The 26,108-nt window shown below is 72.0% G+C and carries 26 protein-coding genes and 1 pseudogene; 18 read left to right on the top strand and 9 right to left on the bottom strand.

All coding sequences use genetic code 11. From position 1 onward, the window contains the following. The first annotated feature begins 40 nt into the window (after positions 1-40). The 4 genes from wag31 (at position 41) to JAP66_RS20020 (ending at position 6,874) form a co-directional block, all read left to right on the top strand. On the top strand, positions 41-928 hold the full coding sequence (gene wag31, locus JAP66_RS20035) for a DivIVA-like cell division protein Wag31 (protein ID WP_199433327.1): 888 nt from the start codon (positions 41-43) through the stop codon (positions 926-928). A 97-nt stretch (positions 929-1,025) separates the two neighbouring features. Beyond that, positions 1,026-1,643, top strand: coding sequence for a hypothetical protein (locus JAP66_RS20030; protein WP_199433326.1), 618 nt, complete (start codon positions 1,026-1,028; stop codon positions 1,641-1,643). Between the two features lie 377 nt (positions 1,644-2,020). After that, entirely contained in the window at positions 2,021-5,206 is a 3,186-nt protein-coding gene (ileS, locus tag JAP66_RS20025) for an isoleucine--tRNA ligase (RefSeq protein ID WP_199433325.1), read from the top strand. 57 nt (positions 5,207-5,263) lie between these two features. Continuing rightward, on the top strand, positions 5,264-6,874 hold the full coding sequence (locus JAP66_RS20020; RefSeq protein WP_210770411.1) for a penicillin-binding transpeptidase domain-containing protein: 1,611 nt from the start codon (positions 5,264-5,266) through the stop codon (positions 6,872-6,874). A gap of 22 nt (positions 6,875-6,896) precedes the next feature. On the opposite strand, the gene JAP66_RS33500 is transcribed toward JAP66_RS20020, so the two are convergent. From JAP66_RS33500 to JAP66_RS20005, 3 genes and pseudogenes are all read right to left on the bottom strand, one after another. Continuing rightward, positions 6,897-7,154, bottom strand: a complete 258-nt coding sequence (locus tag JAP66_RS33500; protein WP_443706213.1) for a CysS/YqeB C-terminal domain-containing protein — start codon at positions 7,152-7,154, stop codon at positions 6,897-6,899. Positions 7,155-7,175: 21 nt separating this feature from the next. Further along, positions 7,176-7,555 (bottom strand): annotated as a pseudogene (locus JAP66_RS33495) (YqeB family protein); the annotation flags it as partial. Between the two features lie 19 nt (positions 7,556-7,574). Continuing rightward, positions 7,575-8,198 carry a TetR/AcrR family transcriptional regulator gene (locus JAP66_RS20005; protein ID WP_199433322.1) on the bottom strand — a complete coding sequence of 208 codons (624 nt, stop codon included), beginning with the start codon at positions 8,196-8,198 and terminating at the stop codon, positions 7,575-7,577. 87 nt (positions 8,199-8,285) lie between these two features. Between JAP66_RS20005 and JAP66_RS20000 the strand changes: the two genes are divergently transcribed. From JAP66_RS20000 to JAP66_RS19980, 5 genes are all read left to right on the top strand, one after another. Then, complete coding sequence (locus JAP66_RS20000) at positions 8,286-8,576, top strand: DUF167 domain-containing protein (RefSeq protein WP_443706212.1); 291 nt, start codon at positions 8,286-8,288, stop codon at positions 8,574-8,576. 85 nt (positions 8,577-8,661) lie between these two features. Continuing rightward, complete coding sequence (locus tag JAP66_RS19995; protein ID WP_199433321.1) at positions 8,662-10,140, top strand: potassium/proton antiporter; 1,479 nt, start codon at positions 8,662-8,664, stop codon at positions 10,138-10,140. Positions 10,141-10,189: 49 nt separating this feature from the next. After that, positions 10,190-10,963 carry a hypothetical protein gene (locus JAP66_RS19990; protein WP_199433320.1) on the top strand — a complete coding sequence of 258 codons (774 nt, stop codon included), beginning with the start codon at positions 10,190-10,192 and terminating at the stop codon, positions 10,961-10,963. A 22-nt stretch (positions 10,964-10,985) separates the two neighbouring features. After that, entirely contained in the window at positions 10,986-11,585 is a 600-nt protein-coding gene (gene lspA / locus JAP66_RS19985; protein WP_199433319.1) for a signal peptidase II, read from the top strand. Next, positions 11,582-12,508, top strand: coding sequence for an RluA family pseudouridine synthase (locus tag JAP66_RS19980; protein WP_199433318.1), 927 nt, complete (start codon positions 11,582-11,584; stop codon positions 12,506-12,508). Before lspA ends, JAP66_RS19980 begins: the two co-directional genes overlap by 4 nt. On the opposite strand, the gene JAP66_RS19975 is transcribed toward JAP66_RS19980, so the two are convergent. Next, positions 12,505-13,401, bottom strand: a complete 897-nt coding sequence (locus tag JAP66_RS19975; RefSeq protein WP_199433317.1) for a sigma-70 family RNA polymerase sigma factor — start codon at positions 13,399-13,401, stop codon at positions 12,505-12,507. The genes JAP66_RS19980 and JAP66_RS19975 overlap by 4 nt on opposite strands. Positions 13,402-13,560: 159 nt before the next feature. On the opposite strand from JAP66_RS19975, the gene JAP66_RS19970 reads away from it, so the two are divergent. Continuing rightward, positions 13,561-13,908, top strand: a complete 348-nt coding sequence (locus JAP66_RS19970) for a DoxX family protein (protein WP_199433316.1) — start codon at positions 13,561-13,563, stop codon at positions 13,906-13,908. A 5-nt stretch (positions 13,909-13,913) separates the two neighbouring features. On the opposite strand, the gene JAP66_RS19965 is transcribed toward JAP66_RS19970, so the two are convergent. Continuing rightward, the gene (locus JAP66_RS19965; protein WP_199433315.1) at positions 13,914-14,852 is read right to left on the bottom strand and encodes an Lrp/AsnC family transcriptional regulator; all 939 of its coding nucleotides are present in this window, start codon (positions 14,850-14,852) and stop codon (positions 13,914-13,916) included. 259 nt (positions 14,853-15,111) lie between these two features. On the opposite strand from JAP66_RS19965, the gene JAP66_RS19960 reads away from it, so the two are divergent. Beyond that, entirely contained in the window at positions 15,112-16,776 is a 1,665-nt protein-coding gene (locus tag JAP66_RS19960) for a DUF885 domain-containing protein (protein ID WP_199433314.1), read from the top strand. A 55-nt stretch (positions 16,777-16,831) separates the two neighbouring features. Here the strand turns inward: JAP66_RS19960 and JAP66_RS19955 are convergent, their stop codons facing one another. Next, positions 16,832-17,503 (bottom strand): sortase domain-containing protein, encoded by a 672-nt coding sequence (locus tag JAP66_RS19955; protein WP_307849635.1) that lies wholly within the window; start codon positions 17,501-17,503, stop codon positions 16,832-16,834. Positions 17,504-17,770: 267 nt separating this feature from the next. On the opposite strand from JAP66_RS19955, the gene JAP66_RS19950 reads away from it, so the two are divergent. Genes JAP66_RS19950 through JAP66_RS19940 form a run of 3 tightly spaced genes read left to right on the top strand, consistent with a single transcriptional unit; the run spans position 17,771 to position 19,747 of the window. Further along, a complete protein-coding gene (locus tag JAP66_RS19950) occupies positions 17,771-18,730 on the top strand; it encodes a Ppx/GppA phosphatase family protein (protein ID WP_307849634.1) in 960 nt (319 codons plus the stop codon). A gap of 6 nt (positions 18,731-18,736) precedes the next feature. Continuing rightward, complete coding sequence (locus JAP66_RS19945; protein ID WP_199433311.1) at positions 18,737-19,531, top strand: Fpg/Nei family DNA glycosylase; 795 nt, start codon at positions 18,737-18,739, stop codon at positions 19,529-19,531. A gap of 33 nt (positions 19,532-19,564) precedes the next feature. Beyond that, entirely contained in the window at positions 19,565-19,747 is a 183-nt protein-coding gene (locus JAP66_RS19940) for a hypothetical protein (RefSeq protein ID WP_199433310.1), read from the top strand. 64 nt (positions 19,748-19,811) lie between these two features. Here the strand turns inward: JAP66_RS19940 and JAP66_RS19935 are convergent, their stop codons facing one another. Both JAP66_RS19935 and JAP66_RS19930 read right to left on the bottom strand, forming a co-directional pair. Continuing rightward, the gene (locus JAP66_RS19935) at positions 19,812-22,163 is read right to left on the bottom strand and encodes a glycoside hydrolase family 65 protein (RefSeq protein ID WP_199433309.1); all 2,352 of its coding nucleotides are present in this window, start codon (positions 22,161-22,163) and stop codon (positions 19,812-19,814) included. Continuing rightward, positions 22,160-22,894, bottom strand: coding sequence for a beta-phosphoglucomutase family hydrolase (locus JAP66_RS19930; RefSeq protein WP_199433308.1), 735 nt, complete (start codon positions 22,892-22,894; stop codon positions 22,160-22,162). The genes JAP66_RS19935 and JAP66_RS19930 overlap by 4 nt, the downstream gene beginning before the upstream one ends. Positions 22,895-23,044: 150 nt before the next feature. Here JAP66_RS19930 and JAP66_RS19925 point away from each other — a divergent pair, with 150 nt between their 5' ends. Genes JAP66_RS19925 through JAP66_RS19910 form a run of 4 tightly spaced genes read left to right on the top strand, consistent with a single transcriptional unit; the run spans position 23,045 to position 25,568 of the window. Next, on the top strand, positions 23,045-23,731 hold the full coding sequence (locus JAP66_RS19925) for an energy-coupling factor ABC transporter permease (RefSeq protein ID WP_199433307.1): 687 nt from the start codon (positions 23,045-23,047) through the stop codon (positions 23,729-23,731). Next, positions 23,728-24,081 (top strand): PDGLE domain-containing protein, encoded by a 354-nt coding sequence (locus JAP66_RS19920; RefSeq protein ID WP_199433306.1) that lies wholly within the window; start codon positions 23,728-23,730, stop codon positions 24,079-24,081. The genes JAP66_RS19925 and JAP66_RS19920 overlap by 4 nt, the downstream gene beginning before the upstream one ends. Before the next feature lie 3 nt (positions 24,082-24,084). Further along, a complete protein-coding gene (gene cbiQ, locus JAP66_RS19915; protein ID WP_199433305.1) occupies positions 24,085-24,840 on the top strand; it encodes a cobalt ECF transporter T component CbiQ in 756 nt (251 codons plus the stop codon). Then, positions 24,828-25,568, top strand: a complete 741-nt coding sequence (locus JAP66_RS19910) for an energy-coupling factor ABC transporter ATP-binding protein (RefSeq protein ID WP_372448992.1) — start codon at positions 24,828-24,830, stop codon at positions 25,566-25,568. Before cbiQ ends, JAP66_RS19910 begins: the two co-directional genes overlap by 13 nt. On the opposite strand, the gene JAP66_RS19905 is transcribed toward JAP66_RS19910, so the two are convergent. Continuing rightward, positions 25,518-26,069, bottom strand: a complete 552-nt coding sequence (locus JAP66_RS19905; RefSeq protein ID WP_199433304.1) for a hydrogenase maturation protease — start codon at positions 26,067-26,069, stop codon at positions 25,518-25,520. The two genes, JAP66_RS19910 and JAP66_RS19905, sit on opposite strands and share 51 nt — an antisense overlap. Between the last annotated feature and the right edge of the window lie 39 nt (positions 26,070-26,108).

Here is a 26,108-nt window from a genome sequence, read left to right as displayed (position 1 = left end):
CGGGACGTCCGGCAGGCCATGGAGTGCGTGAGGTGATCTGATGTCGTTGACCCCTGCTGACGTGCATAACGTCGCGTTCAGCAAGCCTCCAATCGGCAAGCGGGGCTATAACGAGGACGAGGTGGATGCGTTCCTCGACCTGGTGGAGACCGAACTTGCCCGGTTGATTGAGGACAATAACGAGCTGCGGCAGCAGGTCGAACAGCTCGATGCCGAGTTGGAATCGACCCGTGGCGAGCTGGAGACCGCGAAGGCGAACGCCGGTTCGGCGCCGTCCCACCCCGTCCGCGAGGAGGCTCCGTCGCGCAGGCTCGCGCCGGTACCACCACCGCCGACATCCGCGATGGAGCAGACCCAGGCCCACGGGTTCATGGGTGACAACGGCGAGCCCAACGTCCAGGCGGCGAAGGTGCTCGGCCTGGCCCAGGAGATGGCCGACCGGCTCACCGCCGAGGCCAAGACGGAGTCGGACGGGATGCTCGCCGAGGCGCGCACCAAGTCCGAGCAGTTGCTCTCCGACGCCCGCTCGAAGGCGGACTCCATGGTCAACGAGGCGCGCACCCGCGCCGAGACCATGCTGAACGACGCCAGGACCAGGGCGGAGACGCTCGAGCGGCAGGCGCGCGACAAGGCGACCACGATGGATCGCGAGGCGCAGCGCAAGTACACCGAGACGATGAACAACCTGAACAGCGAAAAGGGCGCGCTGAACAAGAAGATCGAAGAGCTGCGCACCATCGAGCGGGAGTACCGTACCCGCCTGCGCGGGTTCCTCGAGTCCCAGCTCCGCGAGCTGGACGACCGGGGTTCCGCGGCACCTGCGTCGGCGTCCTCCTCCGCATCGGCTTCCGGGCAGTCCGGTGGCAGCGGGGGAGCCGGCGGCAGCGGCCAGGGTTACTCGTTCGGTCCGAGGGCCGAGGCGGGCTGACCGAGGTTCAGCGATCTTCGTAGCGGACGGAAACGGTTCCGACACTCCGAGTGGAGGGTCGGAACCGTTTCGTTTGCGGTCCGTGCTGTAATTCACCGTGCTCTACATCGTCCTCATCCTGCTTCTGGCCGCCCTCGGACTGGTGGTCACGGCCCTTGTCACGGCCAGCTCCCTGTGGGCCTGGATCTCGCTCGGCACCTCCGGCCTCGCCGGGGCCGTCCTGATCGCCGACCTGCTGCGCAGGCGCTCGAAGGCGCGGACCGGTGCCGCCGAGCGCGCCGAAGCGGACACCGAAGCAGCCGGGGAAGCCGACGGCACCGGGGACGGCAAGGACACGGCGGACAGCAAGGACACCGCGGACACCGAAGGGACTGCGGGCGAAACTGCGGAGCCCGACAAGCCGGAACCGGCCAGGCAGACGGCACTGCTGCCGTCCTCCGGTGAGCTGCGGTCGGTCGAGGGGGATCCGGCCGAGGAGGAGACCGACGCCGCCGACCTGCTGGTGGTCTCGCAGCTGGAGGTGGAGGTGCTCGTCGTGGACGAGTACCCGCGCTATCACCTCGCCGAGTGTGCGTGGCTCGAGGACCGGGACACCATTCCGATCCCGGTGGCGGAGGCACGGGACCTCGGCTTCACCCCGTGTGCCCGGTGCGGCCCCGACGCCAAGCTGGCCGCCGAGCACCGCCCCAAGCGCAAGTCCCGCGCCGAGGGCTGAGAAGCTATTTCCGCAGGTCACCGGTCGTGAGTGAAGAGCCGTGTTCTAACTCGGCCGAACACTCACGAGAGGTGACCAGCCGCAGTGCCGCGCGGAGGGCCGGGGCCCTGGCGGAATCCGATTGCGGGTGCCGGTTAATCTGGAACCACACGGCGTCGATCCGGCCATCACCGGGGAGCCTCCGGAAGAACGGGTGGCCCGGCCACCTCAGTAGAACCGGACGGGACGCGGCCCGTCACAGCCGCTGAACGAGAGGCTCGCGCCCTGGCGCGGGCAAGCGGGGTGGTACCGCGGAACGTGCGCCAACGGCGCCGTCTCGTCCCCGTGTGGGCTCGCGAGCCCGTACGAGAGAGACGAACCGCGAGGAGCGCACCCGGATGTACCCCAAGGCTTCCGTCGGCGACCAGGCAGCCGACCAGGTCCCTTCCCAGCCGTCGTTCCCGGCGCTGGAGAAGGACGTGCTGGCCTACTGGGAGGCCGACCGCACCTTCACCGCCACCGTCGAGGCCCGCCCGGCGGGCGAGAACGGCGGCAACGAGTACGTCTTCTACGACGGGCCGCCCTTCGCCAACGGCCTGCCGCACTACGGCCACCTGCTCACCGGCTACGTCAAGGACATCGTCCCGCGCTACCAGACCATGCGCGGCAAGCGGGTCGAGCGCCGGTTCGGCTGGGACACCCACGGCCTGCCCGCCGAGCTGGAGGCGGAGCGGCAGCTCGGCATCACGGACAAGTCCCAGATCGACGAGATGGGGATCGCGGCGTTCAACGACGCCTGCCGGGAGTCCGTGCTGCGCTACACCGACGAGTGGCGGAACTACGTCACCCGCCAGGCCCGCTGGGTGGACTTCGACAACGACTACAAGACGCTCGACGTCACCTACATGGAGTCGGTGATCTGGGCCTTCAAGCGGCTCTGGGACGCGGGCCTGGTCTACGAGGGCCACCGGGTGCTGCCGTACTGCTGGCGGGACGAGACGCCGCTGTCCAACCACGAGCTGCGGATGGACGAGGACGTCTACCAGAGCAGGCAGGACCCGGCGGTGACCATCGGCTTCCGCGCCGAGGGCAACGACGGCCCGCTCTCCGAGCTGAACGGCGCTCACCTGCTGATCTGGACCACCACGCCGTGGACGGTGCCGTCCAACCTGGCCACCGCCGTGCATCCGGACGTCGACTACGTGCTCGTCGAGGCGGGCGGGCACCGCTACCTGCTCGCCGAGGCCCGGGTCGCCGCGTACGCCAGGGAGCTGGGCGAGCAGCCGCCGGTGGTGGCGCGGTTCAAGGGCACCGACCTGCTCGGCACGCGGTACGCGCCGCCCTTCCCGTACTTCGCCGGCCAGGAGAACGCCCACCGCGTCCTGGCGGCCGACTACGTGACCACCGACGACGGCACCGGAATCGTGCACATCGCTCCCGCCTACGGTGAGGAGGACAAGGCCGTCACCGACGCCGCGCACATCGCACCGGTGACGCCGGTCGACTCGAAGGGGCGCTTCGACTCGCAGGTGCCGGACTACGCGGGGCAGAACGTCTTCGACGCCAACGCGAACATCATCCGGGACCTGAAGAACGGCACTGGCTCCGCCGGGCGGCAGGGCGCGATCCTGCTCCGGCACGAGACCTACGAGCACTCGTACCCGCACTGCTGGCGCTGCCGCAACCCGCTGATCTACCGGGCGGTGTCGTCCTGGTTCGTCGCGGTGAGCGAGTTCAAGGACCGGATGGTCGAGCTCAACCAGCAGATCACCTGGTACCCCGAGCACGTGAAGGACGGCCAGTTCGGAAAGTGGCTGGAGAACGCCAGGGACTGGTCGATCTCCCGCAACCGCTACTGGGGCACGCCGATCCCGGTGTGGGTCTCCGACGACCCGCGGTACCCGCGTACGGACGTCTACGGATCGCTGGACGAGCTGGAGCGCGACTTCGGCGTGCGGCCCGCGGACCTGCACCGGCCGCACATCGACGAGCTGACCAGGCCCAACCCGGACGACCCGACGGGTGCGTCGACGATGCGCCGCGTGCCGGAGGTGCTCGACGTCTGGTTCGACTCCGGTTCGATGCCCTACGCCCAGGTGCATTACCCGTTCGAGAACGCGGACTGGTTCGAGCACCACTACCCGGGTGACTTCATCGTCGAGTACATCGGGCAGACCCGGGGCTGGTTCTACACGCTGCACGTGCTCGCGACGGCGCTGTTCGACCGGCCCGCGTTCCGGACGTGCGTGTCGCACGGCATCGTGCTCGGTTCCGACGGGCAGAAGATGTCGAAGTCGCTGCGCAACTACCCGGACGTCACCGAGGTGTTCGACCGGGACGGCTCCGACGCGATGCGCTGGTACCTGATGGCCAGCCCGATCCTGCGCGGCGGGAACCTGATCGTCACCGACAAGGGCATCCGCGACGCGGTGCGCCAGGCCGTGCTGCCGCTGTGGAACTCCTACTACTTCCTCGCGCTGTACGCGGGCGCGGAGGGCGTCGAGGGACACGTCCGCACCGACTCCGCGCATGTGCTCGACCGCTACGTCCTCGCCAAGACGCACGAGCTGGTGACCGATGTGCAGCACGCGCTGGACACCTACGACGTCGCCGGCGCCTGCGCGACCGTGCGGGAGTTCCTGGAGGTCCTCACCAACTGGTACGTGCGCCGGTCGCGGGACCGCTTCTGGGCGGGCGAGCAGGACGCCATCGACACGCTGCACACGGTGCTGGAGGTGGTGTGCCGGGTGGCGGCGCCGCTGCTGCCGCTGACCACGGAGGTGGTGTGGCGCGGGCTGACCGGCGGCCGGTCGGTGCACCTCGCGGACTGGCCCTCGGCGGGGGCACGGGGCGAGCTGCCCGCGGACGCCGCGCTGGTCACCGCGATGGACCGGGTGCGCCAGGTGTGCTCGTCGGCGTTGTCGCTGCGCAAGGCGGGCAAGCTGCGGGTGCGGCTGCCGCTGGCGCGGCTGCTGGTGGCGGCGGAGGACGCGGAGGCGTTGCGGCCGTTCACCGACGTCATCCGCGACGAGGTGAACGTGAAGTCGGTGGAGCTGACCACCGACGTCGCGGCGCACGGCGGCTTCGAGGTCGTGGTGAACGCGAGGGCGGCCGGGCCGCGGCTGGGCAAGGACGTGCAGCGGGTGATCAAGGCCGTCAAGGCGGGGGAGTGGTCGACCTCGCCGGAGGGCGCCGTCGTCGCCGCCGGGATCGAGCTGCGCGAGGGCGAGTACGAGCGGCGCCTGGTCGCCAAGGACACCGGCGCGGCCGCGGAGCTGCCGGGCGGTTCGGGGCTGGTGCTGCTGGACACCGAGGTCACGCCCGAGCTCGCCACCGAGGGCATGGCCAGGGACCTGGTGCGGGTGGTGCAGCAGGCACGGCGGGACGCGGCGCTGGACGTCGCCGACCGGATCACGCTCACCGTGGACGCGCCGGACGACGTCGTCGCCGCGGCCAGGGCGCACGAGCAGTTCCTGGCGGCCGAGACACTCGCCACCGGGGTGTTCTATGGTGCGGTACCGAACGGTTTCACCGGCGCGGTCGGTGACGGCGTCAAGGTCACCGTGGCCGTGGCCGCCTCGTGAGTGCGCACCCGAGTTAGAACTCGGGTGCGCACTCACGAGCTTGACTGGGGGTAGTGGATGCGGGTGGGTGCGAGACGCTGGATCCTGGGCTCGGCGGCGCTGGCCGTGGTGGCGATCGTCGCGGCCGCGGCCGTCGTGCTGTGGGGCGGGCCGAGCCCGGGCACGGAGCCGCGGAGGCAGGAGGTCAGGGGACCGGGCGCTGTCGCGGCCGACTACCTCGCCGCGTTCGCGCGGGGTGACCTCGCCGCGGCCGCGGCGCTCACCGACGATCCCGCCGCCGCGCGTTCCGCGCTCGCCGACGCGCCCGCCGGGCTGGAGGCGGACCGCGTGGAGGCCGCGCTGGCCCCGCTGCCGGAGATCGCACCGGACGCCGAGCGGGTGGACGGCACCGCCACGCTCACCTGGACTCTCGGCAAGGGACGTTCGTGGACGTACGACACGGCGGTCGGGCTCCGCCGGGACGAGCGCGGCTGGGCCGTGCACTGGAGCCCGGCATTGATCCATCCTGAGCTCCAAACCGGCCAGAGCCTGCTGCTGCGCACCCGCGCGGGCAGCCCAGCCGTGCTCGACCGGCAGGGGCGGGCACTGCTGACCTGGCAGGCGGACGGCCCGGTCGCCGCCGCAGATGCCGGGGCGCCGATCCTGCTGCCCGCGATGGGCCGCGTCGCCGCGGAGCAGGCCGACGACGACTGGTCGGTCACGCTCGCCGACGAGGCAGGCAACGAGCTGAAGACCCTGCACGGCACCCCGCCTGCCGAAGCCGAACCGCTGATCGCCACCCTCGACGGCCCCGCGCAGCGCGCGGCGCAGTCCGCCGTGGACGGCGTCGGCGCGCCGGCCCTGCTGGTGGCGTTGCAGCCGTCGAGCGGCGACATTCTCGCCGTCGCGCAGAACGCCGCCGCCGGCGCAGCCCCCGATGCGCTGATCGGGCTGTACGCACCCGGCTCGACGTTCAAGATCGCCACGGCTACGGCGGTACTCGGGCAGGGCGGCGTCGGTCCGGGCACAGTGCTGCCATGCCCTGGCACGGCGCGGATCGGTACCAGGACGATCCCGAACGACGACGAGTTCGACCTCGGCTCCGTGTCGCTGCACACGGCGTTCGCCCATTCGTGTAACACAACGTTCGCGCGGCTCGCGGCTGATCTGCCGGCCGACGCCCTCGCCCGCGCGGCCGACCGGCTCGGGCTCAACGCCGACTTCGGCATCCCCGGCCTGACCACCGAGGCCGGCGGCGTGGCTCCCGCACCGAGTCCCGTGCAGCGCCTCGAGGACGGCATCGGACAGGGAAAGGTGCAGGCCAGCCCGTTCGGGGTGGCGCTGATGGCGGCGACCGTCGCGAACGGCACGGCCGTCACCCCCCGCCTGTGGCGCGACCTCGACACCGCCGTCAACGTCGGCTACGAGCCGCCGTCGCAGGCCGTCCTCGACCAGCTCCGGCCGATGATGCGGGAGGTCGTCACCAGCGGCACGGCTACGGCACTGAACGGACTCGGTGACGTCCACGGCAAGACGGGAACGGCGCAGCTGCCCGACCCCACCCAGGCGCACGGCTGGTTCGCTGGGTTCCGTGGCGACGTCGCCTTCGCGGTCCTCGTCCAGGGCTCGGGCACGTCCGCGCCCGCGGTGGACGCCACGGCGGCCTTCCTGAGCGGCCTGCCCGGCTGAGCCGCGCCGGACAGGCCGCGGTTCACCGTGAGCCGGTGTGGCGGTACTGCTGCGCCCCGTCCCTGTCCCGGACGGCGAGCCCTCGCGCGCGCAACGCGTCCAGCGCGTTCTCCGCGGCCCCGCTCTGTTTGTCCGCCAGGGCCCGTTTGCGGGTCCGCAGCAGCGCGTGGGTGCTCTCGTCGAGGTCCGGGCTGCCGTCGACCCAGCGGGCGAAGTCGGCCTCGTGCGGATCGGACGTCCCGCGCCACGGGTAGGCGAAGCGCTCGAAAGCCTCGCGCAGCCGGGTGGCAGGCAGGTCGATCGCGCGGGCGCGGGTGAGCTCGCCTCCGCCGTGGTCGAGGACGACGAGGTCCCGCCCGTCGGTGAACACCGCGCCGACCCGGTCGCGGCGCAGATGCAGCCCGGCGCCGCCCTCGTCGATGCCGATGTGGTCGCGGTGCACCGTCACGGCGGGGCTCTCCCCGCGGGCGACCGACGCCAGCCACATACCCGCCACGGCGCCTGCGACCGTCAGCACGGGCACCGCCCACACCGTCGGCAGCTGCGCGGCGAGCCGGAGCGGACCGGGGCCGAACCGGTGAGGTCCACGAGCCAGTTCGCGAGCGGCGCGACGCCGAAGCCCGCGCCGAAGCCGAGTGCGGCGCCGCCGATCCGGAGCAGCCACAGCCACCTCACGGGCATCGTCACCGTGACGGTGTCGTCATCCGTCCTCGTTCCCATCACTTCCCCCTGTGTCCTCCGGTCGTGGTCTCAGGTAGCGCTCGACGGTGCGCCGGAGCGCGGGTGCTGGGTCGCGAGCCGGATCGGCGTTGAGGTAGACGGCGTCGACGATCGTCTGGATCCAGGCGGCCGCCTCGTCCGGGTCGAGTGCCGCGTCGACCGCTCCGTCGGCGATGCCGCGGGCGATCAGTCCGGCGAGGCCCTCCCGCACGATCCGGGCGTTGCGGGTGACGACGGCGACCAGCTCGGGATCACGGCCCGCCTGCCGCAGCAGCTCGACCAGCAGGCCGGAGGCGCTCGGGTCGCGGGCGTCGGCGGCGAGTTCGGCGACGAACTCGAGGACCGCCGCCACCGGCCGCTCGGCGTCGGCGAAACGGGCGACGAGCTCTCTCGAAAGGGGCAGATCCCGCTCGAACACCGCCCGGAACACCGCCCGCTTGTCGGGGAAGTAGTAGAAGACGCTGCCGGCGCTGAGGTCCACCGACCGGGCGATGTCCGCGACGGTCGTCTGCTCGAACCCCTGTGTCGCGAACAACCGGGCCGCGGCGAGCGTGATCGCCTCCCGCCGCCGCGCCGCCTGTTCGGCGTCCACGGTCCGCGCCACCGCTCTCGCCCTTTCATTAACTGATTGATCGATCAAAGAATATCTTCGGCGCCGGACCCGCGCAACCGGATCGGTTACGGTGAGCTCATGAGCGCGCTGCGGTTCGCCGTCCGGGTGAAGCCGGGCGCCAAGCGGGACGCCGTCGGCGGGCGCTGGGACGGCGCGCTGGGTGCCGCCCTCGTCGTGGCGGTCCGGGCTCCGGCGGTGGACGGCAAGGCGAACGACGCGGTGTGCCGGGTGCTCGCCGGTGCGCTGTCCGTGCGTGCCCGTGATCTCGTTGTGGTGAAGGGACGACGCGCGCGGGACAAGGTGGTCGAGCTGGACGACGCGCCCCCGGAGACTCCCGAGCGGCTGGCGTCGTTGCTCCGGTCACATTGACCGCGCGCCAGGAGTCGCTGCCCGGCGGGGCACGTGGCCTTCTCTATTGTGGTGCCACGACAACCGGGCGGGACGGGAGGTGTGAGTGGACGACCTTCCGATCATCCTGGGAGCGGGTGCCGCCGTCCTGCTCGCCTCGGTGCTCGCCGTGCGCGTCTCGATCCGGCTCGGGCTGCCCTCGCTGCTGCTGTACCTCGCGATCGGTGTCTTCATCGGGGAGGCCGGCCTCGGCGTCGAGTTCGACAACCCCACCCTCACGCAGGGACTGGGCCTCGCCGCACTGGTGATGATCCTCACCGAGGGCGGGCTGACCACGCGGTGGCCGGTCGTGAAACCCGCTCTCGGCCCGGGAATCGCTCTGTCCACAGTGGCTGTCGCGGTGACGATCGCGATCACCGGGGCGGCGCTGCACTGGCTGCTCGGCCTGGAGTGGCGCGCGGCGCTGCTCTGGGGTGCGGTGCTCGCCTCCACCGACGCGGCGGCGGTGTTCTCGGTGCTGCGCACGTCCGGCATCGGCAGGCGGCTCGCCGGGACGCTGGAGCTGGAGTCCGGCCTGAACGACGCGCCAACCTACATCGCCGTGGTACTGCTCGCCAGCGGGGCCACTGTGGACTGGAGCCTGCCGCTGGTGGTGGTGTACCAGCTCGCCGCGGGCGCGGTGATCGGCGCGGTGCTCGGCAGGCTCGGCTCGGAGATGCTGCGCCGGGCCGCGCTGCCCGCCACCGGGCTCTACCCGCTGGCGACCGTGGCTGTCTGCGTCGCCGCCTACTCGGCCGGGCAACTCGCGTCCGCCTCGGGCCTGCTGGCCACCTACATCGCCGGCGTGGTGCTCGGCAACACCCGGTTGCCGCACCGCTCGGACACGTTGTCCTTCGCCGAAGGGCTGGGCTGGATCGCCCAGATCGGCCTGTTCGTGCTGCTCGGCATGTTCGCCTCGCCGGGGCGGCTGCTGCACGCCGTGGTGCCCGGCCTCATCGCCGGTGCGGTGGTGCTGCTGCTTGCGCGCCCCGTGGCCGTGCTGTTGTCCACGGCGCCGTTCCGTGTTCCGTGGCGTGAACAGGTGTTCCTGTCGTGGGCAGGGCTGCGCGGGGCGGTGCCGATCGTGCTCGCGACGATCCCGCTCGCCCAGGGCCTGCCCGGTGCGCAGCGGCTGGTGGACGCCGTGTTCGTGCTCGTCATCGTGTTCACGCTGCTGCAGGGGGCGCTGTTGGGACCGCTGGCAAGGGTGTTCCGCCTGACCTCGGCTTCCGAGCCGACCGAGGTGCAGGTCGACGCCGCGCCGCTGGACGAGCTTGACGCCGAACTCCTCCAGGTGCGGATCCAGCGGGGTTCGCGGCTGCACGGCGTGTACCTGGCGGAGCTGCGGCTGCCCGCCGGTTCGGGGGTCAGCCTCGTCGTCCGGGAGGGCAAGGGGTTCACCCCGCAGGACACCACCCGGCTGCAGGAGTACGACCAGTTGCTCGTGGTGACGACCCAGCGCGTGCGGGACGCGACGGAACGCCGGCTCCGCGCCGTCGACCGCGCGGGCCCGCTCGCCAGGTGGCGGGGCGAGCGGGGCGGCTGACCGGGCGGCCGAGCCGTCGCTACCCTGGCCGCGGCGAAAGGAGCTGGGGGTGCGGATCGGGCGCTACGAGTTCTGGTTTCCGCTGGCACTGACAGGCTTCGTCCTGCTGGGCATCCTGACCTTCGCGATGAACGCCGGCGGGGGCTGGTTCGCCTACGCACCGCCCCCGGCGTACGTGAACGCGGGTGTGGACCAGTTCCTGGTCGCCGTGCGGGGCGTGCCCTTCTCGGAGTACGAGAGCCTGGAGCCACCTCCGCCGGTCGCCTGGGGCGAGCTGTCGGGTGTTCTCGCGCTGTTCCTCGTCACGGTGGCCTGGTACGCCTGGCGGGCGCGGCGGGCGGGCACGCCGGTGCGGTCGCGGCGGTTGATGCTGGTTACCGGGGGCGGCGTTCTCGCGGTGATCGCCGGTTACGTCGTCCTGGACGGCGCCGACACGCTGCTGGAAAGCGGCCGCCTCGCCCGGGCGCTCGCCCTTCCGCTCCTGCTGCTGGGGGTGTGCTTCGGGGTGTTGGCGTACTTCAGCCGCGGCAGGTGGCGGCGGATCGCCGCCGCCACGAGCGGCACCGTGCTCTCGGTGACCCTGCTGATCGTGGCCGTGCCGGCGCTGCCGGACTCCCCTCTGGTGCCGACGGTGGTGGCCGGGTTGACCGTGCTGGCCTGGCTGGAGCGCAGTGTACTGCTCGCCGTGGTGACGGCGGGTTTCCTGCTCGCAGCGGCCGCCGCGAGATTCGAGCCGCTCACGTTGCTGCTGCCCGCGGCGGTGCTGCTGGCCGGGGCGATGGCCGCGCTGCTGTTGCGCGGGCGGCCGGATCCGGCGAGCTGAGCGCGCAGTGGACAATGGGCAGGTGAGCACCGAGCACGGACCAGAGCGCGCGACCGGCCCCGCGGAGCCGGACCCACCGCCGCCGAAGCGGCGTGTCGGCCTGGTCGCCATCGTCGCGCTGGCCGCGTATGCGGTGGACCTGCTGACGAAGATCCTCGCGACGTCGGAGCTGGAGGGCGCCGAACCCGTCCGGATCCTCGGCGGGCTCGTGTACCTGGACCTCGTGCGCAATCCCTACGCCGCTTTCGGCATGGACCTCGGCGGTACGTGGATCCTGGCGGTCGTCGCGATGATCGTGGTCGGCGTGATCGTCTGGTTCGCGCGGCGGCTGCGCTCGGTCGGCTGGGCGATCGGGCTCGGGCTCGTGCTGGCCGGGGCGCTCGGCAACCTCACCGACCGGATCTTCCGCGCCCCAGGCCCGATGCACGGCCACGTGGTCGACTTCATCTCGGTGTTCGGCCCGCGCGGCGAGTACTTCCCCGTGTTCAACGCCGCCGACTCGGCGATCAGCATCGGCGCGGTGCTGATCGTGCTGCTCTCCCTGCTCGGCAGGGACTACGACGGCAGTGTTCACAGCAAGTCCAACAGCAAGCCCGACCGCGAGCCAGGGGACGACGAGTGAGCGCGCGGATGCTGCCCGTCCCGGACGGGCTCGACGGCATGCGGGTCGACGCGGGGCTGGCGAAGCTGCTGGGCCTCTCGCGCACCGCCGTTGCGGAGCTGGCCGAGTCGGGTGAGGTCCTGCTCGACGGCAGGCCCGCGGGCAAGTCGGACCGGCTCGCCGCGGGCGGCTTGCTCGAGGTGACGCTGCCGGACGTCGCCCCCGCCGTCGAGGTGGTCGCCGAGCCCGTCGAGGGCCTGCGGGTGCTGCACGCCGACGACGACATCGTGGTGGTCGACAAGCCGATCGGCGTCGCGGTGCATCCCAGTCCCGGCTGGACCGGGCCGACCGTGATCGGCGGCCTCGCCGCCGCCGGCCTGCGGGTGTCCACCTCCGGCGCAGCCGAACGGCAGGGCGTGGTGCACCGGCTCGACGCGGGCACCACCGGCGTCATGGTGGTGGCGACCAGCGAGCACGCCTACACCGTGCTGAAGCGTGCGTTCAAGGAGCGCACGGTCGAGAAGGGCTACCACGCACTGGTGCAGGGCCACCCCGACCCGACCCGCGGCACGATCGACGCACCGATCGACCGGCACCCCCGGCACGACTACAAGTTCGCGGTCGTGGCCGGTGGCCGCCCGAGCATCACGCACTACGAGGTGATCGAGGCGTTCCGCGCCGCGTCGCTGGTGGACATCAAGCTGGAGACCGGGCGAACGCACCAGATCCGCGTGCACTTCTCCGCCCTGCGCCATGCCTGCGTCGGCGACCTGACCTACGGTGCCGATCCCGTGCTGGCGCGCAAGCTCGGCCTTTCGCGGCAGTGGCTGCACGCGCGCAGGCTCGGTTTCGCGCATCCCGCCGACGGCCGGTGGGTCGAGTTCACCAGCGACTATCCGGCCGACCTCGCCGCCGCGGTCGAGACGTTGCGCGCCGAGAACTAGTTTCCTGAGGCGCTCCCGGCCGGCACGGTAGCCAGCGGCAGCAGACGGAGGCGGGCAGGGTCACCGATCACCTCGATCTCCGTGATGCGCCCGCCGGCGACCGTGAGCAGCAGGACGGCGAGCAGCCGCCCGCGAGGTGCGACGACGATCCCCGGTCTCCCGTCCACGAGCGCCACCTCGGCGGTACGGGCTCGGTGGGCGAACACCCGTGTCTCCTCGGCGACGGCGCGGGCTCCGCGGACCTCGGTCACGATCTCCTCCGGCACCGCGAACCGGTCGGCCCGGCGAACTACGTCGGGTGCGAGCAGCTCGACCAGCGTGCTCAGGTCACCGTCGCGCGCGGCGAGGAGGAACGCCTCCACGACGGCGTGATTCCCGGCGAGGTCGGCCCTGGTGCCGGTCGCCTCCGCGCCCCGGACCCGTTTCCGGGCACGACTGGCGAGCTTCTTGGCCGCCACCGGTGACCGCCCCACGGCCGTCGCGATCTCGCCGAACGGCACGCCGAACACGTCGTGCAGCACGAAGGCGACCCGCTCGGCCGGGGCCAGCCGCTCCAGCACCACCAGCAGGGCGACGCCGACCGACTCGGCCAGCACCGTCTCCTGCTCGGGCTCCGTGCCGCCGTCCCGCTGGACGAGTGTGTCGGGCGTGAGCGGTTCCTCCCGCCGCGCTCGGCGGGTGCGGAGCATGTCGAGGCACACGCGGGCGACGATCGTCGTCAGCCAGCCTGCCGGGTTCTCGATCCCGCGTGCGTCGGCGCGGTCCACCCTCAGCCAGGCACGCTGTACGGCGTCGTCGGCCTCGTCCAGGGAACCGAGCATCCGGAACGCGACCCCGCGCAGGTGGTCGCGGTGGGCCTCGAAACGTGCGGCCGCCCCCTCGGATTCGTTCACAGGTCACCTTTCCCGTCCGGCATCCGTCAAAGAGGTGACGAACCGATCCCTGACGATCCGAGGGCAGAGGAGACGACCGATGAGTGTACAGCTGATCCGTTCCGCGGTGGGCGCGCCGACCGGCGAGGTTTCCGGGTGATCGAGCCGGGGGTAGCACCGATGTTCACCGCCTACATCGTCGTCGCCGTGCTGGCGGCGTCGGCCAATGCCGGTATCGCCGCGCTCGACTTCCGCCGCTCCGGGTGGGTGCTCGCCAACATGGACAGGGTGGGCGTGCCGCGTTCGTGGCTGTTCTCCCTGGGTGCGCTCAAGGCGGCCGGCGCCCTGGGCCTGCTGGTGGGCATCGGCGTGCCACCGATCGGGGTGGCGGCCGCGGCGGGCCTGGTCCTGTTCTTCACCGGCGCCGTCATCACCCACCTGCGCGCCCGCGAGTACTCGTTGTCGTACCCGGCGGCGTTCCTGCTGCTGGCCGCCGGCTCGCTGGTGCTCCGGCTCGGCTCTTACTGAGCGGCTCAGTCGTCCAGGGACCAGGTGAGGGTGCGCTCGTCGGGTTCAGGGCGGGGACTCCAGCGGACGGAGGCGATCCGGGTGTTCTCGGGCAGCACGTACACCGTGTGCCCGCCCGAGGTCTCGCCCGGCTGCACGCCGATCTTGTGCGGCGGGCGGGATGTCAGCGACACCGGTGCCTTCGTCACCGCCTTGCCGTCGCCGGTGATCAGCTCGAGATAGTTGTCGGGCAGCGAGGCGAACGGCACGGCACCCCGGTTGGTGATCTCGGTGTGCACGACGACGGCGCGCTCGCCCTGTTCGAGCCGGTAGCCCGCGGCGCCGAACAGGTAGTCGGCGGGGTCCTGAACCTCCAGCAGCTGGATCGCCAGCCGCTCGCCCTCCAGACCCTGCGTCTTCAGCGTGTCGCCGGGGCGGCCTGCGGGCTTGGGCGGCGCCGCCCGCTGCTCGTCCCCGCGAGCCCACGACGCGCTCTGCGGAGGTCCCCAGGTGCTGATCACCGGGTCCGGCTGTGCTGGCTGTGGTTGTGACGGCGGCGGCGCTGCCTGCGGTTGCGGCGGCCGCTGGGGTGGTGGCTGGTACGGCCGCTGCGGCGGCATACCGCCAGGTGGCGGCCGGTAGGGCCCGGAAGGTGTGCCGTGGGCCTGCTGAGGCCCGCTGGGCATGCCCTGGGCGGGATAGGGGCCGCTGGGCGTGCCGTGGACGGGGTAGGGGCCGGACTGCGTGCCCTGGGCGGGGTTGGCGGCGAGTGCGGCGCGCAGGCCGTTCGGGTCGCTCTCCACGCCGACGAGCAGGGGGAGCCCGCTCGCCGAGAGCCCGACCAGGCGGTACGCGACCTCGCGGGGATCCATGCCCACCTTGGCGGCGAGCTCGTGCACGGCTGCCTTGCCCACCTCCGCCAGTGCGGCGAGCAGGCGGGCGTCGACGGGATCGGTGACAGCCACGGTTCCCGAGCGTAGCCGCTCGAGGGAAGGGGAACCGGTGTGCCCGAGTGGCGGAGCGAGGTCACACGCCGAGCGAGGTACGAGTGAGGCCGATGGATGCAGCGCGTAGCCGCTCGAGGGAAGGGGAACCGGTGTGCCCGAGTGGCGGAGCGAGGTCACACGCCGAGCGAGGTACGAGTGAGCGTCGCTGCGCGGCGATTCCGGCCGCCCCGCCTAGTCTCGGGAGCGCACCGTGTCACCGACCCGTCGAGGATGGACCATGACCGATGTCGCCGCGCTCGCCGACGAGTTCGTCGAGCTGCAGTTCGACGCCGAACCGCTGCAGCCCGCCGTGCTCGGGATCGACTCGACCCGGCCGGGACTCGGCGACGTCGGTGAGTACGCGGAGCAGGCACATCGCGCGAAGCTGGTGGCGCTGGCCGAGCGGGCGCGCGCGATCGACCCGGCGGGGCTCGGTACCCAGGACCGGGTGACCCGGGACGTGCTGCTCAGCCAGGCGGCGGCCGAGGTCGCGCAGATCGACGCCCGGCAGATCGAGTTCTGCGTCAGCGACTTCTTTGTCGCCCCGGCGGCCGGGCTGCTCACCATCCTCCCGATGGTCGCGTTGCGCGGGCCGGAGGACGGGCAGGCGCACCTGGACCGGCTGGCCGCGATCCCGGACTTCCTGGCGCAGGTCGCCGAACGGCATCGCGCGGGAGTCGCGGCGGGCCGGGTGCCGGTCGCGCATCTCGTGCAGGCGGCCATCGACCACCTGGACCGCTATCTCGCCGATCCCTCGGCCGACCCGTTGCTGCGCCAGCCCGCGCCGGACGACGACTTCGCCGCACGGCGGGCGCGGTTGCTCACCGACGTGGTGCGGCCCGGCTTCGCCGCCTACCGCGATGCGCTCGTCGCCGACATCGTGGGGCACGGCCGCCCTGAGGATCGGCCCGGTGTGTGCCACCTGCCCGACGGCGAACGCATCTACGCGTCGCTGGCACGGGTGCACACCACCACCGACCGTGACCCGGAGGAGCTGCACCGCACCGGGCTCGAGCTGATCGAGCAGCTGGCCGGGGAGTACGCGGAGATCGGTGGGCGGGTGTTCGGCACGAGGGAGCTGCCGGAGATCTTCATGAGGTTGCGCACCGATCCCGCGCTGCGCTGGAAAGACGCGGAGGAGCTGCTGGCGACGGCCCGTGCGGCGATCACCAGGGCCGAGGAGGCCGCGCCGCGATGGTTCGGCCGGATTCCGCCGCAGCCGTGGGTGGTGGAGCCCATCCCTGCCGCCGAGGCTCCCGGCGCGGCGCCGGCCTACTACCTGCTGCCTTCGGCGGACGGGTCGCGGCCGGGCACGTACTTCGCGAACACCCACCAGGTCACCGAGCGCTTCCGGCACACAGCGGAGGTCATCGCCTTCCACGAGGCGATTCCCGGGCACCACTTCCAGCTGAGCACGGCGCTGGGCCTGACGGACCTGCCGCTGCTGCGCCGCATCGGCGGCTTCAACGCCTACAGCGAGGGCTGGGGCCTCTACTCGGAGCGGCTGGCGCACGAGATGGGGCTGTACTCCGGCGACGTGTCGCTGCTCGGCATGCTCAGCATGGACTCGATGCGGGCGGGCAGGCTCGTGGTGGACACCGGGATGCACGCGAAGGGCTGGAGCAGGCAGCAGGCGATCGACTTCCTGAAGGAGAACACCCCGATGCCACTGGTGGAGCTCTCGTCCGAGGTCGACCGCTACATCGGCTATCCGGGGCAGGCGCTGTCGTACATGGTGGGCAGGCTGGAGATCCAGCGGATCCGCCGTGCGGCGGAGCGGGCGCTCGGGGAGCGCTTCGACATCCGGGCGTTCCACGACCTCGTGCTCGGCGGCGGCGCGGTGCCACTCACCGTGCTCGACGACGTGGTGACCGAGTGGTTTTCCCCTGGTCACCGCTCGTGAGTGCGGAGACGAGTTCTAACTCGGGTCAACACTCACGAGCGGTGACCTGCGGGCGCTAGGTGAGGGCCACGTCGGTCAGGCGGGCGAACACGACGACCGTGTCCCGTTGCCCGCCGGACGAACGGCCGAACTCGACGGAGGCGGTGAGCAGCCGCAACTCGGGGTGGCGGGTTTGCCCGGCCGGCGCGAACGTGGTGGACGCGGGCCGCGTCTCGACGCGGTACACGGTGAACACCGCTTCGGCGCCGTCCTGCCGCCGCACCGAAACCGTGTCGCCCGGCCGCAGCCGGTGCAGCCGGTGGAACGCGCCCCGTTCGTAGGCGAAGTCGGCGTGCCCGGTGAGCACCGCCGCGCCGCGTTCCCCCGGCGTCGGGTTCTCGGCGAACCAGCCGACGGCGCCCGCTGTCCCGGGCACCTCCGCCGTCCCTGCCGGGGTGCGGCCCAGTTCGATCAGAGCGCCGGTGTCCAGGTCGATCGCCGGAATGCTGAGCCCGGTCGGCCGTGCCGGGGGCAGGGCACCGTGGGAGTCCGGTACGGCGCCGGTGGTCACCTCGCCGGTGCGCGGGGCGGACGTGTCCGGACCGGACGGTCCGGCGCTGTCGCCGAGCGCCTGGTCGGAGCCCGACCGGACCAGGGTGGCGGCGGTGAGCACCGCGGCGAGTGCGACGACGACGGCGGCTGATGCGGCGCCCAGGCGGCCGAGTTCGGCGCGGCGCGCGTTGGTCACCGCCGGTCGTCGCCCGGAGCGCATACAGCGGGCATGGCACACGTCATGCGAGGTCCCCTCCACGATCACATTCCGATATCTACTGATCGCTCCGACCACGGTGTGCTGTTACCAGGGGAGCAATCGCCCGGCCAAAGGTCACCCGAACGGGTTATATACTCGTTATTCGACCCTGTTCGTACTCGCACAGACGTGCGACTGCCGTGTTTGAAGCTCGTTCGGCGGGGAATATCTGGTACTCGATCGGTTGATGTGGAGGTGGAAGCGGTGGCGGAGACGGCGACCACGGTGGGCGTGCTGGATGTCGGCTGCTTCAGCGCCCGGCTGCTGGTCGTACGCAGTGGCGGCTCGTTGCTCGACCCGGTGTTCAGCCACAAGTCCCGGCTCCGTCTCGACCGCTCGCTCGACGCGTCGGGCCGTATCGGCAGGGAAGGCATCGACTCGATCATCGCGGCGGTCGCCGAGGCGGGCCGCGTGGCGGCGCGACGCGGGGTCGACCATGTGTTCCCGCTGGCCACATCGTCGATCCGGGACGCCCGCAACGCCACCGAGGTCGTCGAGCGCGTTCGCCGGGAGACCGGCATCGAGCTGCGCTTCCTGTCCGGCAGGCGGGAGGCCGAGCTCTCCTACCTGGCCGCCCGCCGCTGGTACGGCGCCTCGGCAGGCCCGTTGGTCGTGCTCGACATCGGTGGCGGGACGGTGGAACTCGCCGCCGGGGACGGTGAACAGGCCGCCTTCGCCCGCTCGCTGCGCCTCGGTGCCCGGGAGATGACCCGCACCTGGCTGGACGCCGAGGTGCCGTCTGGCGAGCGGATCGCCGCGCTCCGCGGGCACGCGCTGAACCGGGTGCGCGCGGCGCTCGACGGCGACGAGCAGGTCCTGCGCGGCTTCCGCACGGTCGGCTGCTCGAAAGTGCTGCGCCAACTGGCCAGACTCGCCGGTGCGCGGCCACACAAGGACGGTGCCGCCAGGCATCTGCACGTCGAGGACCTGCGGACCTGGATCCCGCGACTGGCCGTGCTGCCCGCGTCGCGGCGGTCGGAACTGCCCGGAATCTCCCGCTCCCGCGCCAGGCAGGCGCTGGCGGGCGCCGTCGTGGCCGAGGCACTGCTCACCGTGGTCGAGGGCCCTGCGGAGATCTGCCCCTGGTCGACCACCCAGGGCCTGCTGCTGAGCCTGCTCGACGGGCCGGGGCAGCACTGTTCCGCCCAGCGATCGGTGGCCTGACCGGCGATGCCGGAACTGCCCGATGTCGAGGGCTTCCGGCGGGTGCTCGCCGAGCACGCCGCCGGGCGGACCGTGCGCGACGTCGAGGTGCTCGACAGCCAGGTGCTGCGGGGATTCGGCCCCAGGCGGCTGCGCGACACCGTCCGTGGCCGGCGATTCGCCGAGCCGTGGCGGCACGGCAAGTGGCTCGTCGCACCGGTACGCGGCGAGGGCCGCGGCGCTCCGGCGCTGCTGTTGCATTTCGGCATGACCGGTTCCCTCCGCTGGGCGGACGGGGACGAGCCGCGGCACCGGCACGACCGGGTGGTGTTCGTGTTCGGCGACGGCGAGCTCCGTTACCGGGACATGCGCAAGCTGGCCGGCCTGAGCCTGGCCGCGAACGGCGAGCAGCGGCGTGAGCTGCTGGCCGACCTCGGCCCCGACGCCATGACGATCTCCCGTGACCGGCTCGCTGAGGTGCTCGGCGGCAGGCGGCGGCAGCTCAAACCCGCGCTCGCCGACCAGTCGGTCGTCGCGGGACTCGGCAACCTGCTCGTCGACGAGATCCTCTGGCGCGCACGGATCGACCCGCGCCGGTCCACCGCGGAACTGGACCGGGCGGACCTCGACCGGCTGCACCGCGATCTGGGCACGGTACTGCGGCAGTCCGTCAAGGCGGAGCGGGTACCTCCGCGCAAGTCCTGGCTGACCGGGCGGCGTGACGAGCCGTCAGGTAGCTGTCCCCGCTGCGGCACGACGCTGCGGCGGGCGCGCGCCGGTGGCCGCGGCACCGTGTGGTGCCCGCGGTGCCAGCCCGCATGACAAGTCCCGGGAGAAAGGAGTACACGTCGAGGTATGCGGAAGTACGAGGGAAACCCGCGGGAGCCGGATCCGCGGCTGTACCCGGACATTCCGGCACCGCCGAACCCGGACATCGAGCAGGACGCGGACGAGGTCCCTGAGCCGCCGAACAAGAACGAGGTGCAGCCCGGCGACGACGTGAATCCGGAGGCGGGAACGACCGAGCCTCCGGACTAGTGCGCCTGGTCACTGCTCGTGAGTGCGGAGACGAGTTCTAACTCGCGTAGGCACTCACGAGTCGTCAGGTGGCCTTGCGCTGCAACGGTGCCCGGCCGGCCGGCTGGGTGGGCCGCTCGGCCGGGATCACGGTGGGGATGGGCAGCGTCGCCGCCTCGCCGGAAAGCGTGATCGGCGTGTCGTAGTGCCTGATCGTCACCGGCTCCCCGTGCAGCAGCCGGTAGACCGCCTTGTCCAGGTGGATCTCGACCACGAACTGGGCGCCGTGGTAACACATCCGGAACGTGATCCGCTCCAGCGCCCCTGGCAGTCGCGGCTGGAAGGTCAGCTCACCGCCGTGGTCGCGCATCCCGCCGAAGCCGGCCACCATCGCGAGCCAGGAACCCGCCAGCGAGGCCAGGTGCAGGCCGTTGCGTACGTTGTTGTGCACGTCGTGCAGGTCGGTAAGGGCCGCTTCCGAGAGGTAGTCGTAGGCGAGGTCGAGATGCCCGCACTCGGCAGCCAGCACGGCCTGCGTGCCCGCCGACAGTGAGGAGTCCCGCACGGTCAGCGCCTCGTAGTAGGCGAAGTTGCGCTGCTTCTGCTCCAGCGAGAACGCGTCGCCGCGCAGGTGCATCGCGAGCACCAGGTCGGCCTGCTTGATGACCTGCTTGCGGTAGAGATCGAAGTAGGGATAGTTCAGCAGCAGCGGGTAGTTCTTCACCGGGGTGGCGGCGAAGTCCCAGCGGGCGTGCTCGGTGAACCGTTCCGCCTGTGGGTGCACGTCGAGCAGCTCGTCGTACGGGATCAGCATCTTCCGCGCGGCCTCGCGCCAGCCCGCGATCTCGATGTCGTCGACGCCGAACGCCTCCGCGATATCCGGGTGGCGCTCACACGATTCGGCCGCCTCCCGCAGGTTCTGCTGGGCCATCAGGTTGGTGTAGACGTTGTTGTCGGTGATGGCGGAGTACTCGTCCGGCCCGGTGACACCGTCGATGCGGAACCCGCCGTGCGGATCGTGGTGCCCGAGCGAGGTCCACAGCCGGGCGGTCTCCAGCAGCAGTTCGGTACCGGCGAGGCGTTCGAACGCGGTGTCGCCGGTCGCCGCAAGGTAGCGCCGGACGGCGTCGGCGATGTCGGCGTTAACGTGGAAGGCCGCCGTTCCGGCCGGCCAGTACGCCGAGCACTCGGCACCGTTGATCGACCGCCAGGGGAAGGCGGCGCCGCGGAGGCCGAGCTGCCGGGCGCGATCCTTGGCCTTGTCCAGTGTGGAGTGACGCCAGCGCAGCGCGTCGCGTGCGGCGTCCGGCATCGTGTACGTGAGTACCTGCAACACGAACGATTCGCTGTCCCAGAAGGCATGCCCGTCGTATCCCGGCCCGGTCAGGCCCTTGCCCGGGATGGCCCTGCTCTCGCCGCGGGCGGCCGCCTGCAGGACATGGAACAGCGCGAACCGGATCGCCTGCTGCAGCTCCGGGTCACCGTCCACTTCGACGTCGGCGGTCTCCCAGAAGTGGTCGAGGTAGCGGCGCTGCTCGTCGAGCAGGCCCTCCCAGCCGGTCTGCAGCGCGCCGGCCAGCGCGGCGTCGACCTGCGCACGCAGCGCCGGTATGGAGCGCTGGGCCGACCAGCCGTAGCCCAGGTACTTGATGAGTCGCAGCTTCTCGCCCTTCGGCACGTCCACCGCGATGGTCAGCCGTGCCAGGTCGTCCTCCACGGTGATGTCGGTGCGCAGCCCGTTGTTGGTGAACAGCTGGTGATCCATCGCGGCCGCGACGCGCAGCCCCGAGCGCCTCGTGCGGTGCACGAGCACGGCGCGGTAGTCCTTGGCGTAGCTGAGCTCGTTGGCCAGCGGCGAGGCCAGGGCGGCGGACACGCGCGGATCGCTGGTGTCGGACTCGATCGGTTCGTTGGCCAGCAGGTCGGACTGGGCGACGATCTGGATCTCGTCGTCGAGAGGCTCGACCTCGTAGGAGATCGCCGCCACCGCACGCTGGGTGAAGGACACCAGCCGCTCGGTGTGCACCCGCACCCGGCGCCCGGTCGGCGAGGTCCACACGGTGTCCCGGTGCAGGGTGCCCGACCGGAAGTCGAGCATGCGGCTGTGCTCGGCGGTGTGGCCGTAACGCACGTCGAGGGGCTCGTCCTCGACCAGTAGCCGGATGATCTTGCCGTCGGTCACGTTGACCACCGTCTGCCCCGCCTCGGGGTAGCCGTACCCGGCCTCGGCATAGGGCAGCGGATGTTGCTCGTAGAAGCCGTTGAGATACGTGCCGGGCAGCCCGCGCGGCTCGGCCTCCTCCAGGGTGCCGCGTAGCCCGATGTGCCCGTTGGACAGCGCGAAGGTCGATTCCGTCCGCTGCAACTGGTCGACGTCGAGACCCCGCCAGCGCAGGTGCCACGGCGCGCACTCGTAGCCGTGTTCGGTACTGCTCACGTCCGTTCCTCCAGTAGTTCGGCGAGATCGCCGACCACGACGTCCGCGCCGTGCTCGCGCAGCGCGTCGGCCTGGTCCCCCCGGTTCACCCCCACCACGTATCCGAAGCCCCCCGCTCTGCCGGCCTGCACGCCCGCCTGTGCGTCCTCGAAGACGGCCGTGTTCTCCGGCGCCACGCCGAGTGCCTCGGCGCCGGCGAGGAAGGAGTCCGGTGCAGGCTTGCCCGCCATGCGGTCCCGCCGGATCACGAGGCCGTCGATGCGGGCCTGCACGAACCGGCTGAGGCTGGCGGCGGCGAGGACACCCTCGCCGTTGGCCGACGAGGTGACCACCCCGATCGCGAAGCCGGCGTCCCTGGCCGCCTCCAGATAGCGCACCGAACCGGCGTAGGGGCTGACGCCACGCTCCTCGATGATGTGCAGGACGAGCTCGTTCTTGCGATTGCCGACCCCGTGCACCGTCTCGGCGTCCGGGGGGTCGCCCGGGCCGCCCTCGGGCAGCTCGATCCCCCGGGAGCCGAGGAAAGTCCGTACGCCGTCGAGCCGGGGCATGCCGTCCACGTAGGCCATGTAGTCACGTTCGGTGAACGGTGCGAAGCCCTCGCCCTCGCGCGTCCGGAGGAAGGCATCGAAAGTCTCCTTCCACGCCCGCATGTGCAGCTCGGCGGTGCCGGTGAGCACGCCATCCAGGTCGAAGAGGCACGCGGAGATGCTGTCCGGCAAGCCGATCATGGCTCCACGCTACTGGCGGGGTAACCACGCCGCCACGCAGTAACACCTGCGCAACTGCAAAGATGATGAAACAAACCGGCGCAGACCCTGGCGGCGCGGCGGTGTCGCCTCCTAGCCTCGACTGAACCCCGGTACGGCAGGGAGGGCGGTATGAGCGCGATCGCGATGCACGCGAGCGACGGACTGTTCGACGCGCCGACCTCACTGCTGTTCGCGGCCGTCGCCGTTGCCGGGATCGGTGCCGCCGTGCTCGGCGCGCGCCGCGACCTGGACGACCGGACGGCCCCGCTGGCCGGACTGGTTGCCGCGTTCGTGTTCGCCGTGCAGATGCTCAACTTTCCCGTGCTGCCAGGCGTGAGTGGCCATCTTCTCGGCGGGGCGCTCGCGGCCATCCTCGCCGGGCCGTGGGTCGGCGCGCTCTGCGTGGGCATCGTGCTGGTCGTGCAGGCGCTCCTGTTCGCCGACGGCGGCCTGACCGCGCTCGGCGCGAACGTCACCAACATGGCACTGCTCGGCACGGCCGCCGGCTACCTCGTCGCGGTCGCCCTGCGCGGTCTCGCGGTCCGTTCGCGGGCCGGGCTGCTCGGGGTGGCGTTCACCGCGGCGCTGGTCAACACGGTGGTCGCCGCGCTCGGATTCGTCCTCGAGTACGCCATCGGCGGGCAGGGTGCGGTGTCCCTCGGTGGTCTCGCGACGGCGCTGGTGGGCGTGCACGTGCTGATCGGCATCGGGGAGGGCCTGATCACCGCGCTCACCGTCGGGGCGGTTGCCGCCGTCCGGCCGGACCTGGTCTACCTGCTGCGGCAGCGAGCGGCAACGAGGGAGGCGGTGGCATGACGACGGTCCGGCGCCGTGGGGTCTGGTTGTTCACCGGGGTCGCGCTGATCTGTCTCCTGCTGGCCGGAGGTGTCTCCTACCTGGCGGACAGCGCCCCGGACGGGCTCGAGTCCGTCCTGGACGACGGCTGCACGGAGACCGGCGGCGAGCTTCGTGGCTCCTGTGCGGGGCAGCACGCGCGGGACCACGCGCTGGCCGACTCACCGCTGGCCGACTACGCGGTGGCCGGCAACGACAGCCTGACCGGTGTCGCCGGCGTACTGGGGGTGCTGGCGACATTGGCGGTCGCGGGGGGCCTGTTCCGGCTGTTGCGCCGGCGAGCAGGGAAACCGGCCGGGCCGGACGGGTGAGGGATGAGCGCGTCGGTGCTGTACCGGCCCGGTGACTCCGTCGTGCACCGGCTCCCGGCACACGTCAAGATCGTCGCCGCGTTCGCCGCCGTGCTCGGTGTCGTCGCCACCCCGCGGGAGGCGGCGTGGGCGTTCGGTGCCGACCTGGTCGTGGTCGTGGCGGTCTGGGCGGTTGCGGGCGTGCCGGTGGGGTGGTTCGCGCGGCGCGCGGTCATCGAGATCCCGTTCGTGCTGTTCGCCGTGCTGCTGCCGTTCGTCGGCGGCGGGCCGCGCACGGACGTGCTCGGAGTCTCGGTGTCGGTGGAGGGCTCGCTCGCCGGGTGGAACATCGTCGCGAAGGGCACCCTCGGTGTGCTCATCTCGCTGACCCTGGCGGCCACCACGCACCCGCGGGACCTGCTGGCCGGGTTGCGGCGGCTGCGCGTGCCGCCGCTGGTGACCACGATCGCGAGCCTGATGCTGCGGTACGTGGAGGTGATCGTCGCCGAGGCCCGCCGCATGCGCCTCGCGCGCCTGTGCCGCGGCGACGACTCGCGGTTCCTCTGGCAGGCGGCCGCGGTGGCGCGCGGCATCGGCGTGCTGTTCCTGCGCAGCTACGAGCGCGGGGAGCGGGTGCATCTGGCGATGCTGGCGCGCGGCTGGACGGGAACGATGCCCGCCCCGCCCGCCGCGCCGCCCGGTGCCGCGCGGTGGCTGGCCGGGGTGAGCCCGGCCGTGCTCGTGGCGGCCGGCTGCGGGGTGGCGCTGTGGGTGACGTGAACCCGGCCCTCTTGGTCAAGGACCTGGAGTACGCCTATCCCGACGGACACCGGGCGCTCGCCGGGATCGACCTGCGGGTCGAGCCGGGCGAACGGATCGCGGTGCTCGGCCCGAACGGGGCGGGAAAGACCACGTTGACCCTGCACCTGGTCGGCGTGCTCGGCGGCGGTGGCGGCCGGGTCGAGGTTTCCGGGCTGCCGGTGGACCAGCGCAACCTGCGGGAGGTCAGGCGCCGCGTCGGCGTGGTGTTCCAGGATCCCGACGACCAGTTGTTCATGCCGACCGTCGCCGAGGACGTCGCGTTCGGGCCCCGCAACTTCGGCGTGCCCGAGCCAGAGCTCCGGCCGAGGGTGCGTGCGGCGCTCGACGCCGTCGGCATGGCCGCGCACGCGGAACGTTCGCCGATGCACCTGTCGGCGGGGCAGCGGCGGCGGGTCGCGCTCGCGACGGTGCTGGCCTGCGATCCGGAGATCCTGGTCCTCGACGAGCCGTCGTCGAACCTGGAACCCGTCGCGCGCCGCGAGCTCGCCGAGGTGCTGCTCTCGCTCGACCGCACGATGCTCATGGTGAGCCACGACCTGCCCTACGCGCTGCAGCTGTGCCCGCGCAGCGTGCTCGTCGACGGCGGCCGGATCGTGGCCGACGGGCCGACCCGGGAGCTGCTCGCCGACAGCGCGTTACTCGCCGCGCACCGGCTCGAGCTGCCGTGGGGATTCCGGCTGGACTGACGGCCCCGAGTACACCGACGGCAAGGGACGCGCGGCTTCCGTCCCCCAGACGAGGTCGGTCACGATGCGCACCGCCTCGTCCACGGCGGCGGCGACCGGTTCGCTGAGCCCGAGCCCCCTGGTGCGGACGGGTTCACAGCCGACGACGAGCACCTCGCCGGCGTCACCGCCGACGACCTGCAACAGCCGCAGGGCCGCCTCGGGCCGGATGCCGTGCGAGTCGAGCAGCGTGGGCAGTGCCGAGGGGTACTCGCCGAGCTCCGCCGCCAGCACGTAGACCTCGGCGGGGCGCCTGCCGTGCCGGGTGGCGTCGATGAGGATCGTGGTGTCGTAGCCGCCGAGCAGGTCGGTGGTGACGCGCCCGCCGCCGATGCCGAAGTCGGCGATCTGCACCCAGCTGGGCAGGACCATGTCCTCCAGCCGGTGGATCACCTCCGCCGCGAAGCCGTCGTCGCCGAGCAGCACATTGCCCACACCCGCGACCAGAACCCGTGGCCTCATGGGTCCACGGTAGAACCGTGAGCGGCGTCACACAATCCG

The organism is Qaidamihabitans albus (assembly GCF_016464705.1).
GTDB classification, from domain to species: Bacteria; Actinomycetota; Actinomycetes; order Mycobacteriales; family Pseudonocardiaceae; genus Qaidamihabitans; species Qaidamihabitans albus.
The sequence above is the reverse complement of the archived record's forward strand: the minus strand, read 5'-3'. Positions and strand labels throughout refer to the sequence as shown.

Excerpts from the sequence above, each read along its gene's own strand:
- JAP66_RS20000 (WP_443706212.1), top strand. The coding sequence starts at position 8,286 with ATGAGCGCGCTGCGGTTCGCCGTCCGGGTGAAGCCGGGCGCCAAGCGG.
- JAP66_RS19920 (WP_199433306.1), top strand. The coding sequence starts at position 23,728 with ATGACGACGGTCCGGCGCCGTGGGGTCTGGTTGTTCACCGGGGTCGCG.
- JAP66_RS19940 (WP_199433310.1), top strand. The coding sequence starts at position 19,565 with ATGCGGAAGTACGAGGGAAACCCGCGGGAGCCGGATCCGCGGCTGTAC.
- cbiQ (WP_199433305.1), top strand. The coding sequence starts at position 24,085 with ATGAGCGCGTCGGTGCTGTACCGGCCCGGTGACTCCGTCGTGCACCGG.
- JAP66_RS19925 (WP_199433307.1), top strand. The coding sequence starts at position 23,045 with ATGAGCGCGATCGCGATGCACGCGAGCGACGGACTGTTCGACGCGCCG.
- ileS (WP_199433325.1), top strand. The coding sequence starts at position 2,021 with ATGTACCCCAAGGCTTCCGTCGGCGACCAGGCAGCCGACCAGGTCCCT.
- wag31 (WP_199433327.1), top strand. The coding sequence starts at position 41 with ATGTCGTTGACCCCTGCTGACGTGCATAACGTCGCGTTCAGCAAGCCT.
- JAP66_RS19970 (WP_199433316.1), top strand. The coding sequence starts at position 13,561 with ATGTTCACCGCCTACATCGTCGTCGCCGTGCTGGCGGCGTCGGCCAAT.
- JAP66_RS19930 (WP_199433308.1), bottom strand. The coding sequence starts at position 22,894 with ATGATCGGCTTGCCGGACAGCATCTCCGCGTGCCTCTTCGACCTGGAT.
- JAP66_RS20020 (WP_210770411.1), top strand. The coding sequence starts at position 5,264 with ATGCGGGTGGGTGCGAGACGCTGGATCCTGGGCTCGGCGGCGCTGGCC.
- JAP66_RS19960 (WP_199433314.1), top strand. The coding sequence starts at position 15,112 with ATGACCGATGTCGCCGCGCTCGCCGACGAGTTCGTCGAGCTGCAGTTC.
- JAP66_RS19905 (WP_199433304.1), bottom strand. The coding sequence starts at position 26,069 with ATGAGGCCACGGGTTCTGGTCGCGGGTGTGGGCAATGTGCTGCTCGGC.
- JAP66_RS19945 (WP_199433311.1), top strand. The coding sequence starts at position 18,737 with ATGCCGGAACTGCCCGATGTCGAGGGCTTCCGGCGGGTGCTCGCCGAG.